Annotated in this window: 22 protein-coding genes and 1 riboswitch; of the genes, 13 read left to right on the top strand and 9 right to left on the bottom strand. The window is 67.5% G+C overall.

What is annotated here, in order from left to right; translation table 11 throughout:
* Positions 1-38: 38 nt before the first annotated feature.
* From EV668_RS23705 to EV668_RS23665, 9 genes are all read left to right on the top strand, one after another.
* Positions 39-1622, top strand: coding sequence for an ATP-binding protein (locus tag EV668_RS23705; protein ID WP_133774896.1), 1584 nt, complete (start codon positions 39-41; stop codon positions 1620-1622).
* Entirely contained in the window at positions 1622-2269 is a 648-nt protein-coding gene (locus EV668_RS23700; RefSeq protein ID WP_133774894.1) for a response regulator transcription factor, read from the top strand. Before EV668_RS23705 ends, EV668_RS23700 begins: the two co-directional genes overlap by 1 nt.
* A gap of 100 nt (positions 2270-2369) precedes the next feature.
* Positions 2370-2756, top strand: coding sequence for a response regulator transcription factor (locus EV668_RS23695; protein ID WP_133774892.1), 387 nt, complete (start codon positions 2370-2372; stop codon positions 2754-2756).
* Between the two features lie 182 nt (positions 2757-2938).
* Positions 2939-3772, top strand: coding sequence for an alpha/beta fold hydrolase (locus tag EV668_RS23690; protein WP_166652615.1), 834 nt, complete (start codon positions 2939-2941; stop codon positions 3770-3772).
* Between the two features lie 97 nt (positions 3773-3869).
* Positions 3870-4595: a hydrolase gene (locus EV668_RS23685; RefSeq protein WP_133774890.1), complete on the top strand. Its 726-nt coding sequence runs from the start codon at positions 3870-3872 to the stop codon at positions 4593-4595.
* A gap of 159 nt (positions 4596-4754) precedes the next feature.
* Positions 4755-6623, top strand: coding sequence for an amidohydrolase (locus EV668_RS23680; protein ID WP_425359653.1), 1869 nt, complete (start codon positions 4755-4757; stop codon positions 6621-6623).
* Between the two features lie 2 nt (positions 6624-6625).
* Positions 6626-7057 carry a DoxX family protein gene (locus EV668_RS23675; RefSeq protein WP_133774886.1) on the top strand — a complete coding sequence of 144 codons (432 nt, stop codon included), beginning with the start codon at positions 6626-6628 and terminating at the stop codon, positions 7055-7057.
* Positions 7054-8691: an MFS transporter gene (locus EV668_RS23670; protein ID WP_133774884.1), complete on the top strand. Its 1638-nt coding sequence runs from the start codon at positions 7054-7056 to the stop codon at positions 8689-8691. The genes EV668_RS23675 and EV668_RS23670 overlap by 4 nt, the downstream gene beginning before the upstream one ends.
* Positions 8688-10103: an alginate export family protein gene (locus tag EV668_RS23665; protein ID WP_133774882.1), complete on the top strand. Its 1416-nt coding sequence runs from the start codon at positions 8688-8690 to the stop codon at positions 10101-10103. The genes EV668_RS23670 and EV668_RS23665 overlap by 4 nt, the downstream gene beginning before the upstream one ends.
* A gap of 112 nt (positions 10104-10215) precedes the next feature.
* Here the strand turns inward: EV668_RS23665 and EV668_RS23660 are convergent, their stop codons facing one another.
* The 7 genes from EV668_RS23660 to EV668_RS23630 form a co-directional block, all read right to left on the bottom strand.
* Positions 10216-11406, bottom strand: coding sequence for an adenylate/guanylate cyclase domain-containing protein (locus EV668_RS23660; RefSeq protein ID WP_166652614.1), 1191 nt, complete (start codon positions 11404-11406; stop codon positions 10216-10218).
* A 141-nt stretch (positions 11407-11547) separates the two neighbouring features.
* Positions 11548-12198 carry a hydrolase gene (locus tag EV668_RS23655; RefSeq protein ID WP_133774878.1) on the bottom strand — a complete coding sequence of 217 codons (651 nt, stop codon included), beginning with the start codon at positions 12196-12198 and terminating at the stop codon, positions 11548-11550.
* Positions 12199-12225: 27 nt separating this feature from the next.
* Complete coding sequence (locus EV668_RS23650) at positions 12226-12603, bottom strand: nuclear transport factor 2 family protein (protein WP_133774876.1); 378 nt, start codon at positions 12601-12603, stop codon at positions 12226-12228.
* Positions 12604-12731: 128 nt separating this feature from the next.
* Positions 12732-13604 (bottom strand): AraC family transcriptional regulator, encoded by an 873-nt coding sequence (locus tag EV668_RS23645; protein ID WP_133775062.1) that lies wholly within the window; start codon positions 13602-13604, stop codon positions 12732-12734.
* 126 nt (positions 13605-13730) lie between these two features.
* Positions 13731-14498 carry an alpha/beta fold hydrolase gene (locus EV668_RS23640; RefSeq protein ID WP_133774874.1) on the bottom strand — a complete coding sequence of 256 codons (768 nt, stop codon included), beginning with the start codon at positions 14496-14498 and terminating at the stop codon, positions 13731-13733.
* 144 nt (positions 14499-14642) lie between these two features.
* On the bottom strand, positions 14643-15635 hold the full coding sequence (locus EV668_RS23635) for a zinc-dependent alcohol dehydrogenase family protein (RefSeq protein ID WP_245513401.1): 993 nt from the start codon (positions 15633-15635) through the stop codon (positions 14643-14645).
* A gap of 164 nt (positions 15636-15799) precedes the next feature.
* Positions 15800-16795 carry a zinc-dependent alcohol dehydrogenase family protein gene (locus tag EV668_RS23630; RefSeq protein ID WP_133774872.1) on the bottom strand — a complete coding sequence of 332 codons (996 nt, stop codon included), beginning with the start codon at positions 16793-16795 and terminating at the stop codon, positions 15800-15802.
* A gap of 127 nt (positions 16796-16922) precedes the next feature.
* Between EV668_RS23630 and EV668_RS23625 the strand changes: the two genes are divergently transcribed.
* The 4 genes from EV668_RS23625 (at position 16923) to EV668_RS23610 (ending at position 23105) form a co-directional block, all read left to right on the top strand.
* Entirely contained in the window at positions 16923-17876 is a 954-nt protein-coding gene (locus EV668_RS23625; protein WP_133774870.1) for a LysR family transcriptional regulator, read from the top strand.
* Positions 17877-18030: 154 nt separating this feature from the next.
* Positions 18031-18224: riboswitch (cobalamin riboswitch) on the top strand.
* A gap of 441 nt (positions 18225-18665) precedes the next feature.
* A complete protein-coding gene (locus tag EV668_RS23620) occupies positions 18666-20669 on the top strand; it encodes a TonB-dependent siderophore receptor (protein ID WP_166652613.1) in 2004 nt (667 codons plus the stop codon).
* Between the two features lie 52 nt (positions 20670-20721).
* Positions 20722-21429, top strand: a complete 708-nt coding sequence (gene fhuF / locus EV668_RS23615; protein ID WP_166652612.1) for a siderophore-iron reductase FhuF — start codon at positions 20722-20724, stop codon at positions 21427-21429.
* Entirely contained in the window at positions 21363-23105 is a 1743-nt protein-coding gene (locus EV668_RS23610; RefSeq protein WP_133774863.1) for an ABC transporter ATP-binding protein/permease, read from the top strand. Before fhuF ends, EV668_RS23610 begins: the two co-directional genes overlap by 67 nt.
* A gap of 195 nt (positions 23106-23300) precedes the next feature.
* Here EV668_RS23610 and EV668_RS23605 read toward each other — a convergent pair whose 3' ends face one another.
* Both EV668_RS23605 and EV668_RS23600 read right to left on the bottom strand, forming a co-directional pair.
* The gene (locus EV668_RS23605) at positions 23301-24077 is read right to left on the bottom strand and encodes an ABC transporter permease (protein ID WP_133774862.1); all 777 of its coding nucleotides are present in this window, start codon (positions 24075-24077) and stop codon (positions 23301-23303) included.
* A gap of 3 nt (positions 24078-24080) precedes the next feature.
* A complete protein-coding gene (locus tag EV668_RS23600) occupies positions 24081-24962 on the bottom strand; it encodes an ABC transporter ATP-binding protein (protein ID WP_425359652.1) in 882 nt (293 codons plus the stop codon).
* Between the last annotated feature and the right edge of the window lie 19 nt (positions 24963-24981).

Genomic DNA, 24981 nt, shown 5'->3' with positions numbered 1-24981 from the left:
AGCGCGTGGTGTAGAAGATCGGCTTAAGAACCAACTCCATGTGGCTAGGGCATACCGTCAAGGTCGATCGCGCGGAGCGCGTCTCCACGGAGACTGCGGATCGGAGCCAGGTTCGGCGCGCCGTCCTTCTGCTGGCGGGCCTGCTCGTCGTGCTCCTGATGGTCGCGCCGATCGCGCGCCAGCCGCTCTCGGGAACCGAGCCGCTCCTGCCGGCCTACGCGGCAGCGATCTTCGTCAGCGAGATGGTCACCGTCGCGCTTCTTCTGGCGCTTTTCGGCGTGCAGCGGTCGTGGGCCCTGCTCGCCCTCGCAGGCGGATACCTCTTCTCGGGACTCACGGTGATCCCCTGGGCTTTCACGTTTCCGGACGTGTTTCCCGGCTGGGCCGTCGGAGACGGGCTCCAGACCACCGCCAGCATCGCGGCGTTCCGCCGCCTCGGCTTCCCGCTCTTCGTGCTCGCCTACGCCCTGCTGAGGGACCGCCCGCCCGTGCACGGCAGTGCGAGCTGGCCCATCGCGGGCGTGATCGCCGGCGTCACCGGCGTGGCTCTCGGAGCGACGGGGCTCATCATCGTCGGGGACGACGTGCTGCCGAGGTTCATGACGGACAAGCGCAACGTCGCTGCCGTCTGGTTCGTCGTCCCGCCTGCGACGATCGTCCTCTACGCGTGCGGGCTGGGCCTTCTGCTCCGGCGGCCTCTCTCGGTCCTCGATCTGTGGCTGGTCGTCGTCCTGTGCACGCTGCTGATCGAGCTGGTTCTTCTGTCCTATGTCAGCGCCGGGCTGCGCCTCGGCGTCGGCTGGTGGGTCGGACGAGCGTGCGGGCTCCTCTCGGCCACGATCATGCTTCTCGTGCTCCTGCTCGAGACGACGTCACTCTACGCCAGGCTCGCCCGTTCCGTCGCGGCCGAACGGAGGGGGCGCAACAACCGCATCACCACCATGGAAGTCCTGTCGGCCTCGATCGCGCACGAGGTGAAGCAGCCGCTCGCCAGCATGGTCACGAACGCCGATGCGGGACTTCGCTGGCTGGCCAAAGAGCCTCCCCGGTCCGACGAGGCGAAGGCGGCCCTCGGACGCATCGTGCGAGACGGCCACCGAGCGAGCCGGGTGATCGAAAGCGTCCGGGCCATGTACACCAAAGGCTCGCAGGAGCGCGTTGCGGTGGACCTGAATGCCCGCATCGAGGAGGTCGTCGAGGCCTATGAGAGCGAGTTCAGGCTCTCGGGCATTTCGGTCGAGACGGATCTCGAGCCGATGTTGCCGCTCGTCCTCGGCAATCCTGCGCAACTGCACCAGGTCGCCTGCAACCTGATCGACAACGCGGTCGAGGCCATGAGGCCGGTCGCCGGCCGTCGACGGCTGCTTCGCGCGACCTCGCGGCGGCGGAGCGATGGCGAGGTGGTGGTCTCGATCGAGGATACGGGGACGGGACTCGACCCGGCGCACGGAGAGGACATCTTCGAGCCCTTCTTCACCACGAAGCCCGATGGAATGGGGATGGGCCTGATGTTCTGCCGCTCAGTCGTCGAGGCCCATGGCGGTCGTCTATGGGCTTCGGCCAATATCCCGCACGGGGCAGTGTTGACCTTCTCATTGCCCGAAGCCGGAGAGGAGGGTTGATGGGTTCCGAGACGCCCCTCGTCTACATCGTCGACGACGATCCGTCGGTGCGAGAATCGCTCGACAGCCTGCTTCGCTCGGTCGGCCTGGCGGTGCTTGTGTTCGAAACGGGTCAGGCCTTCCTCGATGCGGAGCGGGCAGACGTCCCGAGCTGCCTGATCCTCGACGTGAGGCTGCCGGGATCGAGCGGATTGGAGTTCCAGCGCCAGCTCGCCTCCTCGGAGCTGGCGCCCCCGATCGTCTTCATCACGGCCCATGGCGACGTGCCCATGTCGGTTGCGGCGATGAAGGCGGGAGCCGTCGAGTTCCTGACCAAGCCATTCCGCGACCAGGATCTCCTCGACGCCGTCCAGAGAGCCGTCAGGCTCGATCGCGACGCGCGCGCGGAGGCGGCCGTCACCGCCGGCCTGCGGGATCGCTTCGCGATGCTGACCCCGCGCGAGCGGGAGATCCTGGCGCTCGTCACGGACGGCCGGATGAACAAGCAGATCGCCGGAGACCTGAAGCTGAGCGAGGTGACGGTGAAGGTCCACCGCGCCCAGGTCATGCAGAAGCTGCAGGCGAATTCGCTGGCCGATCTTGTGCGGATCGCAGATCGGCTGGCCGGGGCTACACGTCGGCACAAGGCGGCCGACACCAAGGCATAGTTGCTTTCCGCCGCCAGCGGTCCCGATCCTGGGACGTCGCGGCTTTCCGGAACCCATTGGGGCGCCTGGACATCCGCGTCGCGGGAGCTGGGAGAGGAGCATGGTCGCGGACGGCGTCATTTCCGTCGTCGACGACGATGAAGCGGCTCGCGAGTCCATCATGGGTCTCCTGGGGGCGCTCGGCTTCGCATCGGCCGGCTTTCGCGATGCCGCGGCGCTTCTCGCCTCGGCCGATCTGCGGCGGACATCGTGCGTCATCGCCGATTTCCGGCTGCCCGGAATGAGCGGCCTCGCCCTGTGCGCGCATCTGGCAGAATGCGCTCCGGCGATCCCCACCATTCTCGTGACGGCCCATCCGGAGGAACTCACGCGCCACCGGGCCCTGCGGGCAGGCGTGCGCTGCTATCTCCAGAAGCCGCTCGATCCGGACTTGCTTCTCGCTTGCCTCGGTTCGGTGAGCCGAAACCGGACCGGCGGCCCGGAGTAGGGCGAGCATCCGCCAGTTCAGGACGGCAACCCAACAGTATAGCTGCGCCGACCCCCGCGAGCCCGATACCTGTTCGGTCTAGAGCGGGGAGGGACTGGCGGTGGGGCCGGCGACAGCCGGCACGAGGTGTTCCGCGTCCCGTCGATCTCCCGGCTTCGTCTTTTGCGCAGGAGACCACGGCCTTGCCCTTCATCAAAAGCGACGGCGTCGAGATCTACTTCAAGGATTGGGGTCCGAAGGATGCCCAGCCGATCATGTTCCACCATGGCTGGCCCCTCTCCTCCGACGACTGGGACACGCAGATGCTCTTCTTCCTTGAGAAGGGGTTTCGCGTCGTCGCCCACGATCGTCGCGGCCATGGCCGCTCCGCCCAGGTCGCGGACGGCCACGACATGGATCATTACGCCGCCGACGCCTTCGCGGTCGTCGAGCACCTCGACCTGCGGAACGCCGTCCATATCGGCCATTCGACCGGAGGCGGCGAGGTCGCCCGCTATGTCGCGAGGCACGGCGAGCCGAGCGGCCGCGTCGCCAAGGCGGTGCTGGTCAGCGCGGTCCCGCCGCTGATGCTGAAGACCGCGAACAACCCCGAAGGCCTGCCCATCGAGGTGTTCGACGGCTTTCGCGAGGGCGTGGCCGGCAACCGGGCCCAGATGTTCCTCGATGTGCCGGCCGGCCCGTTCTACGGCTTCAACCGGGCCGGCGCGAAAGTCGATCAGGGCGTCGTCCAGAATTGGTGGCGCCAGGGCATGACGGGAGGCGCCAAGGCCCATTACGACGGCATCAAGGCTTTCTCCGAGACCGACCAGACAGAGGATCTTCGGGCGATCACGGTGCCGACGCTGGTGATGCACGGCGACGACGATCAGATCGTGCCTATCGCCGATTCCGCGCTGAAGTCGGTGAAGCTGCTGCGGAACGGCACGCTCAAGATCTATGAAGGCTATCCCCACGGGATGCTCACCACGCATGCCGAGGTGATCAATCCCGATCTGCTCGCCTTCATCCGCTCCTGAGCCGAGCCGTCCCGGCGTCCGGCTTCCGGCCGGACGCATTCCCGAGCCTCGGCGCAGTCCGGCGCGGGCGCATCCCCACCAACCGCAGAGGTCTCCGATGTCCAATCCCAAGCTCGATCTGCTGACGCCGGCCAATTGCCAGGTCATCTTCATCGATCAGCAGCCGCAGATGGCCTTCGGCGTGCAGTCGATCGACCGTCAGGTGTTGAAGAACAACGTCGTCGCGCTCGCCAAGGCCGCGAAGGCATTCGACATCCCGACCACGATCACGACGGTCGAGACGCTCAGCTTCTCGGGACACACCTATCCCGAACTGCTCGCGGTCTTCCCCGAGCACCCGCTACTCGAGCGGACGTCGATGAATTCATGGGACGACCAGAAGGTCCGCGACGCCCTCGCGAAGGCGGGCCGGAAGAAGGTGGTCGTGTCCGGGCTCTGGACCGAGGTCTGCAACAACTCCTTCGCGCTCTCGGCGATGCTGGAGGGCGGCTACGAGATCTACATGGTCGAGGACGCCTCCGGTGGGACCAGCAAGGCCGCCCACGACTACTCCATGCAGCGCATGATCCAGGTCGGGGTCGTGCCCGTCACCTGGCAGCAGGTCATGCTCGAATGGCAGCGCGACTGGTCGCACAAGGCGACCTACGACGCGGTCATGGCGATCGTGCGCGAGCATTCGGGCGCCTACGGCATGGGCGCCGACTACGCCTACACGATGGTCCACGGCGCGGCCGAGCGGACGCAGCACGGGCCGAGGCTCGAGGCGGTGCCTGCCGAGCCTGTCCCGCCGGGCCAGCGGCCGGCTGCGGTCGCCGCAGGCTGAGCGGCGCGCCTTGGCGTGACGGACTGGTGCCGGACGAGGACCGCCCTCGTCCGCCGCCGATCAGACACCGGATGGCATGACATGACTCGATTCTCTCGTCGCACCTTCAGCGCGGGCGCTGCCGCCTTTGGCCTCTCGACGACCTATGGACGCCCTGCGATGAGCCAATCCGCCGCCCCCGACGTCATCCTGGTCAACGGGCGGTTCAGCACGATGGATCAGGCCACCCCGAACCCGGAGGCCGTGGCGATCAAGGATGGGCGCTTCTCGGCCGTCGGTGCGTCGCGCGAGATCATGCCGACCGCGGGGGCGTCGACCAGGGTTCTGGACCTGGCCGGCGGGCGCGCGGTTCCGGGTCTCATCGACAGCCACCTCCACCTGATCCGGGGAGGGCTGAACTACAATATGGAGCTGCGCTGGGACGGCGTGCGCTCGCTCTCGGACGCCATGAGCATGCTCCGGCGCCAGGTCGCCGTGACGCCGCCGCCGCAATGGGTGCGGGTCGTCGGCGGGTTCTCGGAGCACCAATTCGCCGAGAAGCGGCTGCCGACCCTGGACGAACTCAATGCCGTGGCGCCCGACACGCCCGTCTTCATCCTCCACCTCTACGACCGGGCCCTGCTGAACCGCGCCGCGTTGCGGGTGGTCGGCTATACGAAGACCACCCCGAACCCGCCCGGCGGCGAGATCCAGCGCGACGCCTCGGGCGAGCCGACGGGCCTGCTCCTGGCGAAGCCGAATGCGCAGATCCTCTACGCGACGCTGGCCAAGGGGCCGTCGCTGCCGCCCGAATACCAGCTCAACTCCACGCGCCACTTCATGCGCGAACTGAACCGGCTCGGCATCACGGGGGCGATCGATGCCGGGGGCGGGTTCCAGAACTACCCCGAGGATTACGAAATCATCCGGAAGCTGCACGCCGACGGCGAGCTGACGGTGCGCATCGCCTACAACCTCTTCACGCAGAAGAAAGGCGAGGAACTCGCCGACTTCACCCGCTGGGGAAAGATGGTCCGGCCGGGACAGGGCGACGACACGCTCCGCCATAACGGCGCCGGCGAGATGCTGGTCTTCTCCGCGGCCGATTTCGAGGATTTCCGCGAGCCGCGCCCTGAAATGGGCGGCGAGATGACCACCGAACTCGCCGATGTGGTCCGGGTCCTGGTCCGCAACCGCTGGCCCTGGCGGATGCATGCGACCTACGACGAGACGATCACCAAGGCTCTCGACGCCTTCGAGCAGGTGAATCGCGAGATGCCGATCGACGGGCTGCACTGGATGCTCGACCATTGCGAGACCATCAGCGAGCGCAACATCGACCGCGTCGCCGCGCTCGGCGGCGGCATCGCCGTGCAGCACCGCATGGTCTTCCAGGGCGAGGACTTCGCGGCCCGCTACGGGCAGGCCGCGCTGGAGCGGACCCCTCCGGTCCGGCGCATGCTGGAGGCCGGCGTTCCGGTCGGCGCCGGCACGGACGCGACCCGGGTCGCCTCCTACAATCCCTGGGTCTCCTTCGCCTGGCTCGTGACCGGCAGGACCCTGGGCGGGCTCCAGATGTACCCGGCCCGCAACCGCCTCTCGCGCGAGGAGGCGCTGCGGCTCTGGACGGTGAGCAACACCTGGTTCTCGACCGAGGAGGGCAAGAAGGGCCAGATCAAGGTCGGCCAGCTCGCCGACCTCGCGGTCCTCGACCGGGATGTCATGAATGTGCCGGAGGACGAGATCCAGGACACGGTGAGCGTCCTGACGCTGCTCGGCGGCAAGGTCGTGCACGGATCGGGCGACTACGCGCCGCTCGCGCCGACCCTGCCGCCGCCGATGCCCGACTGGTCGCCGGTGCGGACCTTCGGCGGCTACCAGCGGCGCGCGGATGCCGGCAACGGCATGAAGCTCGCCTCCGCCTGCGGTTGCGCGAGCGCCTGCGGCGTCCATGGCCACGATCACGCCCGCGCGCTCGCCGGGAGGGCTCCGGCGGCGGACGACCGCTCGTTCTGGGGGGCGTTCGGCTGCTCCTGCTGGGCGGTCTGACGATGGACGCTTCCGCCACCACGCCCGCTCCGCGTCTGATCGAGGGCCTCCTGGGCCTTCCCGGCCTCGGCCGTCTCGCCCGCTTGCTGCTCGCCTCGCCGTTCCTCGGCAGCGGCTTCGGCAAGCTCCTCGACTTTCCTGGCGCGACGGCCGAGGCGGCGGGTCTCGGCCTCCGGCCGGCGATGCTCGTCGCCGCTTGCGTGATCCTGGTCCAGCTCGGCGGCTCGGCGCTGTTCCTGACCCGGCGCTGGTGCTGGCTCGGGGCGGGCCTGCTTGCCGGGTTCACGATCGTCGCGACGCTGATCGCGCATCCGTTCTGGCAGTTCGCGGGTCTCGACCGGGTCCGTCAGACGGCGACCTTCCTCGAGCACATGGCCATCGTCGGAGGCTTCGTCGCGGCCGCCCTCCTGGTTCACGGGAGACCCGTCCGATGAGCGCGGCCGAGAGCGGCGCTCTGCCGCCACCCGCGAGCCCGCCCAGCGCCTTCGCGCCGCTGCGGCAGAAGCTGTTCGCGATCCTCTGGATTGCGACCGTGCTCGGCAATGTCGGCAGCTTCATGCGCGACGTCGCCAGCGCCTGGCTCGTCACCGACCTGTCGTCGTCGCCGCTCGCGGTCTCGGCGATCCAGGCGGCCGGCACGCTGCCCGTTCTCCTCCTCGCGATTCCGGCGGGCGTCCTGTCGGACATCCTCGACCGGCGCCATCTCCTGATCGGCATCCTCCTCGCTCTCGCGGCGGTCAGTGGCAGCCTGTCGATCCTCGCGGCGTCCGGCCATGTGTCGGTCGTGAGCCTCGTCGCCCTGACCTTCGCGGGCGGGATCGGTGCGGCGCTCGCGGCGCCGAGCTGGCAGGCGATCGTGCCGGAATTGGTGTCGCGCGGGGACCTGAAGGCCGCGGTGGCGCTGAACTCGCTCGGCTTCAACATCGCCCGGGCCATCGGGCCGGCCATCGGCGGTCTCCTCGTCGCGGTGGTCGGTGCTGCCACGACATACCTCTTCGACGTGGTCAGCGACCTCGTGGTCGTCGCGGCCCTGCTCTGGTGGAAGCGCAAGGCCGCTTCGGACGACGTCTTGCGCGAGCATTTCGGCGGCGCGCTCCGGGCGGGCCTTCGCTACGCCCGCGCGAGCCGGCCGCTGCATCAGGTCCTGCTCCAGGCCTTCCTGTTCTTCGCGCTGGCGAGCGCGGTCTGGGCGCTGCTCCCGATCGTGGCGCGACGCGAGCTTGGGGGCGGGCCGGGGCTCTACGGTCTTCTCCTCGGCTGCGTCGGAGCGGGCGCCATCGCGGGCGCAATCGTCCTGCCGAGGCTCAAGGCCCGCCTGGGGCAGGACGGCCTGATCGTCGCCGCGATGCTGCTCGCGGCCGGTACGATCGCCGCCGTCGCGGTCGCCGGCCAGGTCTGGGTCGCCGTCGCGGCGGCCGGCCTGCTCGGGATCGCCTGGATCGCGGTCCTCGCGACCCTGAACGGGATCGTGCAGGCCATCCTGCCGAACTGGGTCCGGGGCCGGGGGCTGTCGATCTACCTCACCGTCCAGGGCGGGGGGCTGGCGGCCGGGAGCCTCGGCTGGGGTTTGGTGGCCGATGGGATCGGCACCTCCGCCGCCCTTCTCGTCTCCGCCGCGGGTCTCGCACTGATGGCTGTGATCAAGGCCGTCCTGCGCATCAGGCTGCCGGAGGGCGAGGACGATCTTGACCCCGCCTTGCACTGGGCGGAGCCGGACGTGGCGACGGCGCCCGGCGGGGACCGTGGCCCGGTGATCATCACCATCGCCTACCGGGTCGGGGAGCCGGATCGCCCCGCTTTCCTCACGGCCCTCCACCGGCTCTCGGACGCGCGCCGTCGCGACGGGGCCTATGCCTGGGGCGTCGCGGAGGATGCGGCGGATCCCGCTCTCCTCGTCGAATGGTTCTTCGTCGAGTCCTGGGCGGAGCATCTGCGGCAGCATCGCCGCGTCTCGAAAACAGATGCGGACGTGCAGGCGGAACTGCGGCGCTTCCACGTCGGCGAGGCCCCGCCCGCGGTGACGCACCTGATCGGCATCGATCCGCGCCGACCGCCGATGCCGCCATGAAGCAGGTCGCGGCGCGCATCCTCGTGACGGCCATGCTTGTCATCCCGGCAGCGTGGCACGCCCGCGCCGAACCGGCGGCGCCTGCTCGCCCGCCGGCCTTCACCAACTGGCGCTACGGCGAGGATTACGGCTACCTGCGCGATCCGGCCCATCGCACCGGCGATCCCTGGGAGGCTTTGAAGTTCGTGCCGCTCGACGGCACGGGGACGATCTACGCGAGCTTCGGCGCCGATCTCCGCCTCCGCTACGAGGGCTACCGCGACAATTCCTGGGGGAGGGGGCCGAAGCCGGACGATCGCTACGTCTGGTCCCGCATCATGCCCTATGCCGACCTGCATCTTGGGCCGAACGTCCGGCTGTTCGGGCAATTGATCGGCGCCTTCGCCGACCGGAGCCGCCTCACCAATGGGCCGGTCGACGAGACGGGCGTCGATCTGCTGCAGGGCTTCGCGCAACTGCGCCTGCCCGGCGACGGCGCGACCTGGACCCTCCAGGGCGGGCGTCAGCTCGTCGCCTATGGGTCGGAGCGGCTGATCGGCCTGCGCTTCGGGCCGAACGTGCCCCAAGCCTTCGACGGCGGAATCGCGCGCCTCGAGGCCGGAGACTGGCGCGTCGACGGCTTCTTCCTCCGCCCGGTCGAGAACAACCTGCACGGCTTCGACGACCGCACCGACGGCGGCCGCAGGGCGGCCGGTCTCTATGCCACGCTGGCGCTGCCGACGATCGGGCCGCGCTCCGGCCTCGACCTGTATTACATCGGCTATCACCGGGCGCTCGCCCGCTTCGATCAGGGGGCCGGCACCGAGGATCGGCACACGCTCGGGACGCGGTTCTTTGGTCGCTCCGGCGGCTGGTCGTGGGATCACGAGGCCTTCCTCCAGTTCGGCACGTTCGGGCGCTCGGAGATCCTGGCCTGGTCGGTCGCGACCTCCACCCGCTACACCTTCGCCGACCTGCCGCTCGCGCCGTTCCTCGAACTCAAGGCGAACGCGATCAGCGGCGATCGCAACCCGGACGACCGCCGGCTCGGTACCTTCAACGCCATGTTCCCGCGCGGAAAGTACTTCGGCGAGATCGGCCTCATCGGCCCATCCAACCTCCTGAACCTGCACCCGGCCATCGGGATCGATCTGGGATCGGGCTGGTCGCTGTCCGCCGCCGCCGTGTTCTACTGGCGCGAGTCGCTCGGTGACGGCATCTACGGCAATCCAGGCAACCTCCTGCGCTCCGCTGGGACGAGCCGTGCCCGCTACATCGGCACGCAGGCCGAGGCTGTCCTGGGCTGGCAGCCGACCAGGAACCTCTCGGTCAGCGCCGCCTACGCCGTGCTCGAACCCGGCCGCTTCATCGTCGAAACCGGCCCGTCGAAGACCGTCCATTTCGTCGGCACCGATATGCAACTCCGGTTCTGAGACAGGGAGCGGAATACAAGTCCGGCGGGCGGCTTCAGAACAAGCAGAGGTTCGGCCCTGCGTCGCCGGGCATCGCGAGACGTCGAAGGCGTCGTGCTCGGCATCACGCCGGCTATGCCGGCTCCGACGCTTCCGGCGCGAAGACCTCGCGAATCCCCGAAACGCCTCGCAGCTCGAAGCGGCCGACGCTTGTCGCGGGCGCCGAGCATGCGCGAGCGAAGCTCTCCGACATGAGGATCGCGCGGTCGAGTTGGCCGCATAGTCCTTCGAGGCGCGCCGCCTCGTTGACCGCCGGGCCGATCGCCGTGAATTCGAGCCGGGAGGCCGCTCCGATATTGCCGTAGAAGACCTCCCCGAGGTGGAGAGCGATGTCGAGGTCGAGCCGCGGCGTACCCGGATGCGCGGTGTTGACGGCGTCGTTCCGCGCCATGGCCTCGCGCGCCGCCGCGATCGCTGCGTCGCAAGCGGCTGCGGCGGTTTCGCCCGAAACGGGGAAGGCGGCCAAAAGCCCGTCCCCGATGAATTTGAACACCTCTCCACCGGCCGCTTCGACAGGCTCTGCGATCGCGCCGAGATGCTGGCCGAGCCGTCCGATCACGCCGGGGCCTTCCCGCTCGGTGGCGCTCGTGAAACCGCGCAGGTCGGCAAGAAGGATCGCCGCCATGATGCGATGGCCCTCGCCGGGTCTGATCCGTCCGCGCAGGATCTGATCACCGGGCCCCGCTCCGAGATAGGCGCGCAGCACCGAGCCGAGCGCGTCCGATGTCGCGATCCGGTAGGAGGACAACGCCATCGTCGGAGCCAGCTCGTTCAGGAGCGCCACTTCGGGATCGGCGAAGCCGCCCGGCCTGTCGGTTGCGGCCGAGAACGCGAACCCTTCGAAGATTTCGGACGTTCCGCGGAACGGCACGATCTGCACGACAAGATCGGTCGCCCCCTCGTCACGTATCGCCTGGATGACCGGGAAACCTTGCCCGTCATCCGGCGTCTCGAGCTGCCAGCGCCGCTGCAACTGTCCCGTTTTCAGCATCTCCGGAAATGGAGATTGCGGGAAGAACTGCTCGAATTGTTCATGATCGTGGAACTCGCGTCTCGTGGCATGCCCGCGGCTCCAGACGATATTCTCGGCGCGTTTGCACGGATCCAGCGTCGCGAACGAGATGTGGGTCCTCACGAGAGGGATGCCGGCTTCCAGGAGGCGCTCGGAAGCTCCGGTGAGAAGCGACGCGGGATCGTCGCTCGTCAGTCCGACGCGCACGATCCACGCGCGCGCCGTCGCGAGGGCCGCCTCATCGATCGTCATGCGCTCCCCACAAGACCAAGTGCCTCCTCCTCGAATGGCTCGTTCGGAACTCGGCGGCGGCCGCCGACGCTTCCAGCGAGCACGCCCGACAGCGACAGGCAAGAGCCGATGCGGACCGCGCCGCATCGGCCATGACCTGCCTCAGCCTCGCGCGGGCGGGGTGGTCGCGAGGAGCTGGAGCTCCCAGGCGAGGGCGACGCCGCTGGCCCCGCCATGCTCGAGAACGACGCTGGACAGGCTGGTCGCCGTCTTCTCGCGCGCCCAGTCGCGCTGCCATTCGGACGCCACGGCCATCCAGGTGATCGGCACGGCGCCCGCGGCCACCATGCGGCGCACGGCCATGTCATGGGCCTCCGCCGATACGCCGCCGGACGCGTCCGTGACGATGAAGACGTCGTAGCCTTCACCCAGGGCCTGGATGGTCGGCATCGCCAGGCAGACCTCCGTCCAGAGAGCGGCGAAGACGAGCTGCTTGCGGCCGCTCTTCTTCACGATCTCCGTGACAGCGGGGTCTTCCCAGGTATTGATGAAGGTGCGGTTGATCGGCTTCTGGTCCGGAAAGACGTCCTGCAGCCCCTTGATCAGGTAGCCGCCGCGCTCCTCGATGACAGTTGTCAGGATCGTGGGCACGTCGAACACCTTCGCCGCCTTGGCGAGGCCGACGACGTTGTTCACGATCATCATCGGCTCGTGGCTGTTCAGGTTCGCGACCTGGTAGGGCTGATGGTCGATCAGGACCAGGAAGCTATCCTCGGGACGCAAAAGAGCGTCGAGTCCGGTCTTGGCGGCCATGTTGTATCCTTTCGATGATGTGGCGCCTCAGGCGCCGGGCGGATCGATGAAGACGTGGAGGGTCGCGATGCGTCCGGCCTCGATGCGGGCGACATCCGTTCCGGTGACGGCGGCCGGTCCGTCCGGAGGCCCCGCCCGCCAGCGCAGGCGGGCGAGCCCGTGGTGGCCGACGGCCGGGCCTATGGGCGAGAAGACGAAAGCGGTCGGCAGGCTCGCCAGCAGGTCCTCGACCGCCTGCCCGATCGCGTCGTGGCCGGTCTTGATGCTGTCGGGCTCGTAGAGAACCGCGTCCGGGGAATAGAGGTCACGGATCGCCGCGGCCCGCAGGCTCGCGTCGCGCTCGCCGAAGACACGCTTGAGATTGGCTTGCAGGATGCGGTCGTCATCACCCGTATGAGAAGTCATAGCCCACCGTGAAAGCCGGTTCCGCACGAGACATGCTGTTCCGGGCGCCGGTTAGTTATCGTGGTGCTGTACGGATGGCCCTGTCCGATCCTGCGATCGGCAGTTCGATCATGCTGCGGATGGCCGCGTCAGCTTTTTCGGTCTAGCCGCCAGGCCGCGGGGGTGGCGCCGGTCAGTTTCCGGAATGCCCGTCCGAAATGAACGGCGTCCGCGAAGCCGGCCGCCTGCGCGACCGCGTCGAGCGACGCGTCTGTATCCAGCAACTGAGCCTGTGCTCGCCGGATCCGTGCATCCAGCTGCCACTGATACGGCGCCATGCCGGTGGACGCCTTGAAGGCTCGACTGAAATGCGAGGGCGACAGACCCACGAGCTCGGCGAGCTGGCCGAGTTCCACCCGCTCCGGCAGGCGGGCGTCGAGGTAATCGATGACCCGGCGCAGCCGCCAGGGCGCCAGACCTGTGCTGTCCGGCTCCCGCAATGGCGGCGATAGCGAGAAGAGCCTGGCCGCGATCGCGGTCGTGAGACCGTCGCAATAGAGCTGCGTCGAAGGATCCGTATTGCCTACGGCCTCGGACAGGAGCCGGACGAGCGTCCAGAGCCGCTCGTCCGCAAATCGCAGTCTCGGGGCGCTGATCAGGTCCTGGGAGAAGACCGTCGCCAGGGTCGCGCTGAGCCTCTCGACATCGAAACTGAGCGTGGCATCCCTGACGAACCTGACTTCGTCGGTATGGCCCCACATCTCCAGCCCGGCCGGTGCGAAATGCATGTGGCGGGGCATGTGATCGATGGGATTGGGCCGGTTCGGGCGAAGTCGCGGCTCGCAACGGCCGCCGATCTCCTCGAGCACGACGCTCAGTCGGGTCTCTTCCGTGTGCTTGAACTGGTGCGAGACCTGCCCGATGCAGTGGAAGCCCGTCACGTCGATGCGAACGCCGTTGTATTCGCCCTCGAGGGCGGACACGCTCACCACGTTCTCGGGCAGGTCGGGGTTCTGCTGCATGGCGATCACCGTTCTCTTCCGAGCGGTCCGGCAACTGCCAGTCAGGCACGTTGCGGCGGTCCCCGTCATCGGGGCCGAAGGCTGGCGCCTTTCCTTCGGCCGCGTTCCGGGATGATCGGGTGAAGCCTAGCGCGCGGCTTCCTCGATCACATCGGCGACGGTCTTCGGTTGCGAGACCATGACGACATGCGACCCGCCCTTGACGACAACCGTCCGCCGGGAGCCGGCGCGCTCGGCCATGAAGCCGAGCGCCTGCGCCGGGATGTTCCTGTCGCTCTCGCCATACACGAAATAGGAGGGCCGCGACTTCCAGGCCGGCTCGCCGGACTTTTCGGTCAAAGCCGCCTCGGTGATGGGGCGCTGTCCAACCGCCATCAGCGCGGCCGCTTCGGCCGGAACATCGTGAGCGAACTGCTCACGGAACTTCGCCTGGTCGATGTAGAGGTCGACGCCGCCTCCGGTCAGCTTGACCGGCGGCGCCAGTGCCTGGCCGAGCGTTCCGCCGGGGAACTTGCCGGCGAGATCGGCAGCGGCCTCGCCGGTATCGGGCGCGAAGGCCGCGACATAAACGAGAGACTTGACGTTGTCTCGCCCCTTCACGGCATTCGAGATGACCTGACCGCCATAGGAATGGCCGACGAGAACCACCGGCCCCGCGATGCTGCCGACGACGTCGGACACGAGCTGCGCGTCAGCCGACACGCTCCGCAGCGGATTGGCGATCGCGACCGTTCTGTATCCGTCCCGCTGGAGGTTGGCGATGACGCCGTTCCAGCTCGACGAGTCGGCGAAGGCGCCATGGACGAGGACGATCGTGGGCTTGGCTGCCTGCGCCATTGCCGCGCCGGAGAGAAGACCGGTCGCGAGCGCCACCACAACTGCGAGCTTCGACATGATGTTTCCTCTCTCACGATGCGAGCGCGCCGTGGCGCGAATGAACTGAGGAACTGGCTTGAAGCACTGGACCCGCGCCGCGAGCCATCCCGCCCCCGCGAGGGGGAGGGGAGGCCAAGCAAAGGCGCAGGGGTGTCAACTGTCTCACCGCGTGGTCGGCAAGTCCACCGTCTCGCCCCGAACGTCGATCACGACCTTGCCGCGCAATCCCCGCGCGGTGCCGTTCTCAAGCAATTCATGTGCCTCGGCCATGCGGGCAAGCGGCAGCGTCGCGCCGATGACGGGCTTGACCAGGCCGCGCTCGACGAGGCGCGTGAGCGAGTCCAGCTTGCCCCGGTTCTGACGGGTGAACACGAAGTGGTAGGCGGCGTTCTTGCCCCACGCCTCGATGAGGTTCTGCGGCTGCGCGAGGTCGACGAGACTGACGACCCGCCCGAAGGCGGCCAGCGCCAGCGGGCTTCGTGTAAGTGCGTCGCCGCCGATCGTGTCGAAGACGACATTCACGCCCTCTCCGTCGGTCAGGCGGGCGACCGCCTCGACGTAGTCTTCAGTGGTGAAGTCGATCGCCTCGTCGGCGCCAAGCGAACGCACGAATTCGTGGTCGCGGGCGCGTGCCGTGGTGATCACCCGCGCGCCGATCGCCTTGGCGATCTGCATGGCGATCGTGCCGACACCGCCCGCCCCGCCGTGAATGAGGATGGTCTCGCCAACCTTCAGCTGGGCGCGCTCGACGAACGCTTCCCAAACCGTACCGCCGACGAGCGTCAGGCTCGCCGCTTCGAGATGGCTGATGTTCTGCGGCTTGCGCCCGACATACTCGACGTCGGCGACATGCTGCTCGGCATAGGAGCCCGGGCCGCCGAAGATCTTTGGCGTATAATAGACCTCGTCGCCGACCGCGAATTCGTCAACGTCCGAACCGATCTCCTCGACGACGCCCGAGATATCGTGACCGATGATGGCGGGGAGCGGGACATAGTCGACATAGTCACCGCGGCGGATCTGGTAATCGAGCGGGTTGACCGCCGTGGCGTGCACCCGCACCCGCACCTGGCGAGGGCCAACGGCCTCGACCGGCACCTCGCGCAGTTCGAACACGTCGGGTCCCCCGAAGCGGGGGATGACGATGGCCTTCATGGTCCCGGGCATCTGTTTCTCCTTCTGTAGGCAGGCGAGCCGTTCGGCTCGGCGGTCTCCGAAAGCGGGCGAAGCGTGCCGACCGGGCGGCAGGTCTGGGCTTCGCCGGGATAGGTGCGGCGGCAGCTTGCCCGCGGGGGGCACGCGCGGCATCTCCGAGAGGATCAGCCGGTCGCGATGGTGACGACGATCTTGCCCAGTGCCCGCCCGGCCTCGGCCTTCTGGTGTGCACGGGGCAGGTCTTCGAGCGCGAAGGTCTCGGGGTCGATGAGCGGCCGGAGCTTGCCCGTCTCCGCGAGCGCTGCCGCCCTGCGCAGCAGGCGGCCATGCGCCTCGCGGCCGATGTCGTGGAGCATCGGGATCAGCATGAACACCACGTGGAGGCTCAGGCCCTTGGTGTGCATGGGCGAGAGATCCGCGTCGTATTGCGAGACGATCGTCACCACGTGGCCGTTCAGCCGGGCCGCGGCGAAGGACGTCGCGATGTCGTCGCCGCCCGTCGCGTCGAACACGACGTCGAAGCCTCGGCCGCCGGTGAGGCGCGCGACGTAGTCTGCGACACCCTCCACCCGGTAGTTGATCACGTGATCGGCGCCGAGGCGCTCGGCGATCGCAGCCTTTTCGTCGGAGGAGACGGTCGCGAAGACCGTGGCGCCCCGCGCCTTGGCGAGTTGGATGGCGATATGTCCGACGCCTCCAGCACCGCCATGGATGACGACGCTCGTACCCGCGCCGACACCGGCTCGGTCGAGGGCCTCCCAGGCCGTGATCGTGACGAGCGGCAGCGCAGCGGCCTCGCGCATCGTGAGGCTTGAGGGCTTGTGCGCCAGCAGGCGTGCGTCGGCCGCGATGAACTCGGCATATGACCCACCGCTCACGCCGGCAACGCCCCCTGCGCAGCCATAGACCTCGTCGCCGGCTTTGAAGTCAGCGACGCCGGCACCGACGGCGACCACGGTTCCGGCCACGTCGCAGCCGAGGATGGCAGGCAGCGCCGGTGCGATCGACGGGCCGTAGCGGCGGAGCTTGTAATCGACTGGGTTGATGCTCGTGGCGGCGAGCGCCACGACGACCTCGCCGGGCCCGGGGAGGGGCTCCGGTCGCGACGTGAGCCGGAAAACGTCGGTCTCGCCGAAGGCCTCGATGATCTGAGCGCGCATGAGCATCTCCTGCTCGGATCGGCAACCTCGCGGCACCGCCGTGATGTCGTCCATCTGACATTTCGGGATTGCACCCGGTAGCAGCTAGAAATTAGGATCAGCTTCAATGAAATATTGAAGACGATCCGTGGACATCAACGACCTGAAGCTGTTCACACGGATCGCTCAGCTGGGAAGCATCAGTGCGGCGGCCCGTGATCTGAACTTGACCCCGGCTGGCGCGAGTGCGCGGCTCGCGGCGTTCGAGAGCCGGTTGGGCGCCCGGCTTCTCCATCGAACGACGCGCCAGGCGACGTTGACGGTCGATGGCCTCGCCTTCTTTCCGCATGCGGAGAACGTCCTCGCCGCGGCCGATGCGGCCCAGGCGGCGCTGGGGCACGAGCGGGCTGCGCCGCGCGGCACGCTCCGGGTGGCCGCCCCGGCCTCGTTCGCGCGCATGCACATCGTGCCGGGCCTGCCGGATTTCTGCGGTCGCTACCCTGACCTCGCGCTCGATTTTCGCATCTCCGACAGCGTGGTCGACCTCGTCGAGGGCGCGTTCGACGTGGCCGTCCGCTACACCGAACTCGGCGACTCCTCCTTCATCGCGCGGCGCCTCGCCCCGGATCGGCGCGTTCTGGTCGCGTCGCCCGAATACCTCAGGCAGCACGGACGGCCGAAGACGCCCGACGATCTGACCCGGCACACCTGTCTGGTCGTCGGGACTCTCGACCTCTGGACGTTTCTGGACGCGGAGCGGAAGCCGATCGTCCGGAAAATCGTGCCCGCGTTGCGCATCAATGACGGAGCGGCGGTGCGGGATGCGGCCTGCGCCGGGCTCGGCATCGCGTGGATGGCGACCTGGTGCGCAGCCGACGAGCTTCGAAGCGGCGCGCTTGTGCCGGCGCTTCCCGAATTTCCGCTCGTCTCCACGCAAACACTATGGGCGCTCTACCCCAGTTCGCGAGAGCTCGCGCCGAAGGTGCGGGCGTTCATCGACTGGATGGTCGAGCGAATAGGACCGGACCCATACTGGGACCGCGGTCTGGAAGCATTGTTCCATCACGCCACTGACGGGTTGGAACACACGACGTCAGAGTGACCGATCCATCACCGGATGGGCTGACCCAGCAGCAGGTCGAAGGCACAGGGTGAGGTCGCCTCGTCATCCGGAGACCTGCGCGTGTCCCGAATGCAACGGCCATTGATTGTGGCAATCGTCTGGCAATTTCGTGATTGACCGTGCCGGGAATCCCGGAGCTTTAGCGGCGGACGGTTCCTGAGAGGGAATCAAAAGGGAATGCGGTGAGGGCTCGCCCGATTCCGCGGCTGCCCCCGCAACTGTAAGCGGCGAGTCTCTCGTCAAAATGCCACTGGGTCCTCGACCTGGGAAGGCGACGAGATATAGCGACCCGCAAGCCAGGAGACCTGCCGTCGGCCGTGGTCACGCGCGATAACGTCGGACGGGGGATTCCGATGGTAGGCGACCTGCACGCCGATCAGGCGACGGGGAGGCTGCGTTCGCGGTGACGTGCCACTCGCGTCTCCGAGGTCTCCTTTGTCCCGTCATGATGGCCGTCTGTCGGCCCTTGGGTCCTTGTCCGTCATCGCCCTGTTCGCCAGCACCTCCGCCGGCAACGCACAGCCGGCGACCGTGCCCGATGGCTCCTTGCCACCGATCGTCGTCCAATCGCCGCCGGCCCAGGCTCCTCGTCGCACGGCGGTGCCGACCGCAAGCGCCCCGGCGCTGCGCCCGGCACGAGGTGCTCAGCGCTCAGGCCCCGTTCAACAGAGCCGTTCCGGCCGCGCCGACATCGGCATTCAGCCGCCCGCCAGACCGGGCGGGGAAGGGACACGCCCCGAAACGGCAACCTCCCGTGTCGACGGTTTCGTGGCCCGGACGGCGATCGGCGCGACCAAGACCGATACGCCGATCCTGGAGACGCCTCGCTCGGTGTCGGTGATCACGGCCGACGAGATTGAGGCTCGCGGCGACCAGACGACCCAGGAAGCGGTCGGCTACACGGCCGGCGTCAGCAGCACGTTCCAGGAGCGCTCGAGCCTGACGCGCCAATATCCTCACATCCGTGGTTTCCTGGCGTATCAGTATCTCGACGGCCTCAAGCTGCATGACAGCAACTGGGGGACGGAGGTTTATGGACTCGAGCGGATCGAGGTGATCAAAGGACCGTCCTCGTTGCTCTTCGGCCAGGGAAGCCCCGGCGGTCTGTTCAACTACATCAGCAAGCGCCCGACGGAGACGCCCTTCAACGAGGTCTTCATCCAGACCGGCAACCGCAACCGCATCCAGGCCGGTTTCGATTTCGGAGGCCCGGCCGGCAACGACGGCACGTTCTTCTATCGCCTCACCGGTCTCGGCCGGCTCGCGGATGGGCAGGTCGAGTTCACGAAGGATCAGCGCGCCTATATCGCGCCCGCCTTCACGTGGAAGCCGGACGGAGCGACGAGCTTCACGGTCCTCGCGAGCTATCAATACGATCCCAATCTCTCACTCGCGCAGACCTTGCCGGCCGATGGCACCATCAACCCGACGGCTCTGGGGCGCATCCGCCGCGATATGTTCCTCGGCGATCCCGCCTTCCAGAACTCCTCCAAGACCACGGTCCGGATCGGTTACGAGTTCGAACACGCCTTCAACGACAGCATCAAGCTGCGGCACAATCTGCGCTACAGCTACTACGACATTCATGCGCAGGACATTCAGGCGACCGGTCGCCCTCTCGTGGGCGGGCGCAATCTGCAGCGCCAAGCCTTCCTCGCCGACTATTCCATCAACATGCTCCAGTCGGACAGCTCGCTGGAGGTCAAGTTCGATACGGGTCCGATCAGCCACAAGGTTCTGGTCGGGCTCGATTATGCCTACATCCCGAATTACCAGGGCGCCGGGACCATGCCGGCGACCAGTCTCGACGTTTTCGCGCCGTCCTATGGCGCACCGGCGACCGGCGTGCCGAGGCTCGCGCAGAAGCGCAATCAGGACCAGATCCAGACGGGCATCTACGTTCAGGATCAGATGAAGATCGGCAATCTCTCCGTCGTGGTGGGAGCGCGTCAGGACTGGTTGAGCCTCATCAACCACAACCGCGCCCGGATGGGCCAGACCGATCAGTTCGCCGGGCTGAAGACCCGTCAGCGCAACGACGCCTTATCGCCCTCCATAGGCGCGATTTATAACTTCGAGAGCGGCTTCGCTCCGTACGTCAGCTATTCGGAATCTTTCTTTCCGCTGACAGGAACGGACTTTCACGGCAATGTCTTCAAGCCGATCACGGCGCAGCAGCTCGAGGGGGGCATCAAGTATGCTCCACCCGGCTACAGGATCCTGCTGACGGCAGCGGTCTTCGACATCACCCAGCAGAACGTCAGGACGTCCGATCCCGTCAATCGCGGCTATGCGATCCAGACGGGCGAAGCCCGATCCCAGGGCTACGAACTCGAGGCGAAGGCGACCTTCGCGCGCGACTTCGATCTCACGCTCGCCTACACCAATCTCGACATCATCAACACGAAGTCGACGACCAACAATCTCCGCAAGGCGCCGCCCGGCGTGCCAAAGGAGATGTTCTCCGGTTGGATCAACTATCGCATCCCGGCGGGACCGCTCGCGGGCCTCTCGATCGGCGGCGGCATCCGCCATGTCGGCAGCACGTTCGGTGACGTGACCAACAGCTTCAAGGTGCCGAGCTATACGCTCTACGATGCCGCGATCCGCTACGACCTGTCCAAGGCCTACGCGGCCCTGAGCGGCTGGGACGTCTCGGTCACGGCGCGCAACATCGCCGATGAGCGCTACGTTTCGTATTGCGATTCCTCCTCGACTTGCCTGTACGGCGAGAGCAGGACGGTTCTGGGCACGTTGCGGGTCCGCTGGTAGGTCGCCCATGGCGTCTCACGCTTGCTCCCCCGCAGAGCTGGCTCGGGCGGCAATGCCGCCCGAGCTCCTGCCTTTCGCGGGCGGGGTCTGCGATCCAGACGACCCGCGCGCCGATCGGGCGGAGTCCGACCTCCTCTCGGACGCGCACAAGAAGGCGATGACCGAGCGCTTCGACGAGCGCTATGGCGAGACCGATCCGCGGGCGGTCGTCGCAATCTGGTCGGCGTGGTACTTCACTGCCGTCCTTCCGGGGATCCTCGGCCTCAATCTCTTCGCGGACGCAGAGCCCGATCTGCGGCTCGACGCGCTCCGCTTCATCGTCGCCGACGATCACCGGGTGGAAGCCGTCAGGGTTCAGGGGGGGCTTCGCGACCTGTCGGTCGAGCGCGGCCCGGCACGCTTCGAGCCGCTGATCCGCGATCATATCGCACCATTCGTCGAACTCGTCGCGCGACGCGGCGGCGTCTCGCGCCGGGTCGTATGGAGCAACGCCGGCAACACCTTCGATGCTTTCCTGAGGAAGTGCGCACCCTGGGCTGAAACCCGTCTCGCCTACCATGATGCAAGGCTGCTTCTAGCCAGCCGAACGATCGCCCAGGATCGGAATCCTCTCTTCGAGCCGATCCGGATGATCGACGGGCGCCGTGTCCGGCGGGTGTGCTGCATGCGCTTCCTGGTGCCCGAGGGACGGTTATGCGCGGCCTGTCCGTTGCCGCCGCGGCGCGCCGCCGAGGTCATGGCCCGAAGGGCCGCGCAGTGAGTTCCGTATCGAGGAGTTCCCTGCGGCGCGACCTTTCCGATGCCTTCGCGCTTGCGGTGCCGTTCTTTCGCGGAGCCTCCGCATGGGTCGCCGTGCCACTCGCCGCGGCCGTGATCGGCTGCCAACTCGGCCTGGTCGCCGTCGCGGTCCGCACCAACCTGTGGCGCAACGACTTCTTCCAGGCGCTTCAGGATCGCGACTGGGACCGCTTCGTTCTCCAGTTCTGGGTCTACAGCGCCATCGGCGTCGCCCTGATCGGGCTGACCGTCGCACAGCAATACCTGACGCAGTGGCTGCTCATTCGATGGCGTTCCTTTCTCACCGAACGGCTGCTCGGCAACTGGCTTCGCGAGGGCGCCCGCCCTCGCTCCGGAATGGACGGCGCGACCGACAACCCTGATCAGCGCGTCGCGGAGGATACGAGGCTCTTCGCGACGCACGTGATCGGTCTCACGACCGGACTGGTCGGCAGCCTGGCCTCCCTGGCCTCGTTCGCCGTCATCCTTTGGGGCCTCTCGGCCAGCGTGCCGCTCATCGCATTCGGTGCCCGTTATGAGGTGCCTGGCTATCTTCTCTGGGCCGCCATTCTCTATGCAGCCGTGGGGACATGGCTGACCCACGCCATTGGCCGCCATCTGATCCCCCTGAATTTCTGGCAGGAGCGGCGAGAGGCGGACTTTCGCTATGCGCTCGTGCATGCGCGCGACCACCGAGAACCCATCGCGCTCGCGCGGGGCGAGGCGGCGGAGCGTCGGATCCTGTCGGAGCGTTTCGCCGAGCTCGTGCGCAACTGGTACCGGCTCATCGCGCGCAGCGCCCTGCTCGGCATTTTCACCGGCACGTATCGCCACTACGCGCTGTTCTTTCCCTATCTCGTGATGAGCCCGCTCTATTTTGCGGGGGGCATGGCGTTCGGAGCGCTCATGCAGGCCGGCTCGGCCTTCAACGAGGTGCGCAACGCGCTGTCCTATTTCGTGACCGTGTATCCGAGGATTGCGGAGCTTGCCGCGGCGACGGAGCGGCTTGGGGGCTTCGAACGCGCGAGCGTCGGGATGCGGACCGCGGCTTTGCCGAGGCGAGCCGAAGGACATGCGCGTCTTCAATCGAAGGATCTCGAGGTCTTCGACGAGCGCGGACAGGTTCTGGCTCGTCTCGAATCCGTGTCGGTAGGGCCAGGGGAGCGCATCCTGATCGTCGGCCCGTCGGGCAGCGGCAAGACGAGCCTCGTTCGAGCCTGGGCCGGCATTGCTCCGCGCTGGCGAGGCGAAATACGCTCGTCCGCCTCGAACATGCTGATCTTGTCGGAGCGGCCTTACCTGCCTCTCGGCAGCCTCCGATCGGTGCTCTCTTATCCAGGTGCCACCGCCGCTGTTCCCGAGAGTGCTCTGGACAAGGCGCTTGAAGCGGTCGGGCTCGAACGCTTGCGGAGCGCTCTCGATAGCCTGGAATGGCGGGATACGTTGTCGACCGGCGAACGCCAACGCCTGGCCTTCGCGCGAGCGCTCATCGTGCAGCCGGATCTTTTGATCCTCGACGAGGCGACGACCGGACTGGATGAGCTTGCCGAGGGCCAGATGTATGGCGCCATGGCCAACGGGCTCAATGAATGCAGCATCATATCTCTGATGACGTCTGCTCGCCTATCCTCTCTGCACGATCGCGTTCTGCATCTTTGAGGAATTCAGTTGCGCTGGTGGGTCGCGTCGACGCGACCCATTCGGAATAGAACGATCTCCAGGCGAGCCATATCCGTGCGGCTGTAGCACCTCAGGCATCGATCCTGGCTGAAGGCGCGGTCGGTCTCCTCCAGAGACGGAGGCTCCAGCTGCATGCACGACGCCGCGTTGTTTCGCGGCCGGGGCCTCTTGTTCTCAGTGGCCGGACGCGTGGCCGCGCTGGGAGACGTGCCAGGGAAGCGAGATGCGCTCGGCGCCTTCGACGAGGTAGAAGAGCACCGTGCCGAGAAGGCCGAGCAGCAGCAGGCAGACGAAGACGCGCGGGGTGTCGAACTGGCCCTGCGCGGTCAGGATCGCGAAGCCGAGCCCCTCGGAGCCGGCGACGAACTCGCCGACGATGGCGCCGACGAGGGCGAAGGAGATCGCGACCTTGAGCCCCGCGAAGATGCTGGGGAGGGCGTTCGGAAGCCTGATCTTGCGCAGGATCGCGAACTGGCTGGCGCGGCTGATGCGGGCGAGGTTCAGCATGTCGGGATCGACGGAGCGCAGTCCGAGGACGGCGTCGATGACCACAGAGAAGAGGGCGAGCATCAGCGCGATGGCGATCTTCGGCTCGATGCCGGTTCCCATCCAGATGACAAAGAGCGGCGCGAGCGCGACCTTCGGCACGGAATTCAGCGCGACGAGGAGCGTATAGACCGTCTTCTCCAGCAGGCGCGAATGCACGATGCCGATGGCGAGGACGAGGCCGAGGACCGCCGCGAGCCCGAAGCCGGCGAGCGTCGTGTAGATCGTGTAGGCGGTCTGGCGCAGGAAATAGGACGGCGCCTGAAGGAACTCGGCGAAGATGACGCTCGGGGCCGGCAGGATGATCGGCGGCGGCTTCAGGATCCAGACGCCGATCTCCCACAGCACCATCGCGGCCGCGATGACGCCGAGGACGGAGGCGATCTCGTGCAGGGTCGAGCGCATCGCTCAGCCTTCCTTCAGGATGCCGAGCCCGGCGAACAGGTGGCGGATATGGGCGACGTAGCGCCCGAATTCAGGCGTCTCCCGCATGGCGAGCGTGCGCGGACGCGGCAGGTCGATCTCCATCACCTCGACGATGCGGCCCGGATTGCGGTCCATCATCACGACGCGGTCGGAGAGGAAGATCGCCTCGGCGATGCCGTGGGTGACGAAGACGACCGTCTTGCGCGTATCCTGCCAGATGCGCGCGAGTTCGAGATTGAGGTCGTCGCGCGTCATCGCGTCGAGCGCCCCGAAGGGCTCGTCCATCAGCAGCAATTCCGGATCGCAGAGGAGCGCGCGGCAGATGGAGGCGCGCTGGCGCATGCCGCCCGACAATTCCCAAGGGTGGCGGTTCTCGAAGCCGGACAGACCGAAGCGTTGCAGCAGTTGTAGCGCGCGCGGCTTCAGGGCCTCCCGGCTCTGGCCGAGGAATTCGGCCGTGATCAGCACGTTGTCGAGAATGGTGCGCCAATCGAGCAGGACGTCGCGCTGGAAGACCATGCCGGCCTTTGCAGGCGGGCCGCTCAGCGGCTGCCCCCGCACGGCGAGGGACCCCTTCGTGACGCGCTCCAGCCCGCCGATGCACTTGAGCAGCGTCGACTTTCCGCAGCCGCTCGGCCCGAGGATCGAGAGGAACTCGCCCTCCCGGACCTCGAGATCGATCCCGGCCAAAGCATGGACCGCGCCGTGGCGCGAACCATAGGATTTCCCGACCCCCTCGATGGAGACATAGGCTGGGGCCGTGGCGCGGCCCGGCATCTGAGAGGCGGCTGCCGGTTCGGTCGTCGTCATCGCGGGATCGGTTGCGGGCGAGATGGCGGGATTCGGGGCGAGGGCCGTCCTCATGCGGGGCTCTTCCTGCTCG

Source organism: Enterovirga rhinocerotis (genome assembly GCF_004363955.1).
In the GTDB taxonomy this organism is placed as follows: domain Bacteria; phylum Pseudomonadota; class Alphaproteobacteria; order Rhizobiales; family Beijerinckiaceae; genus Enterovirga; species Enterovirga rhinocerotis.
The sequence above is the reverse complement of the archived record's forward strand: the minus strand, read 5'-3'. Positions and strand labels throughout refer to the sequence as shown.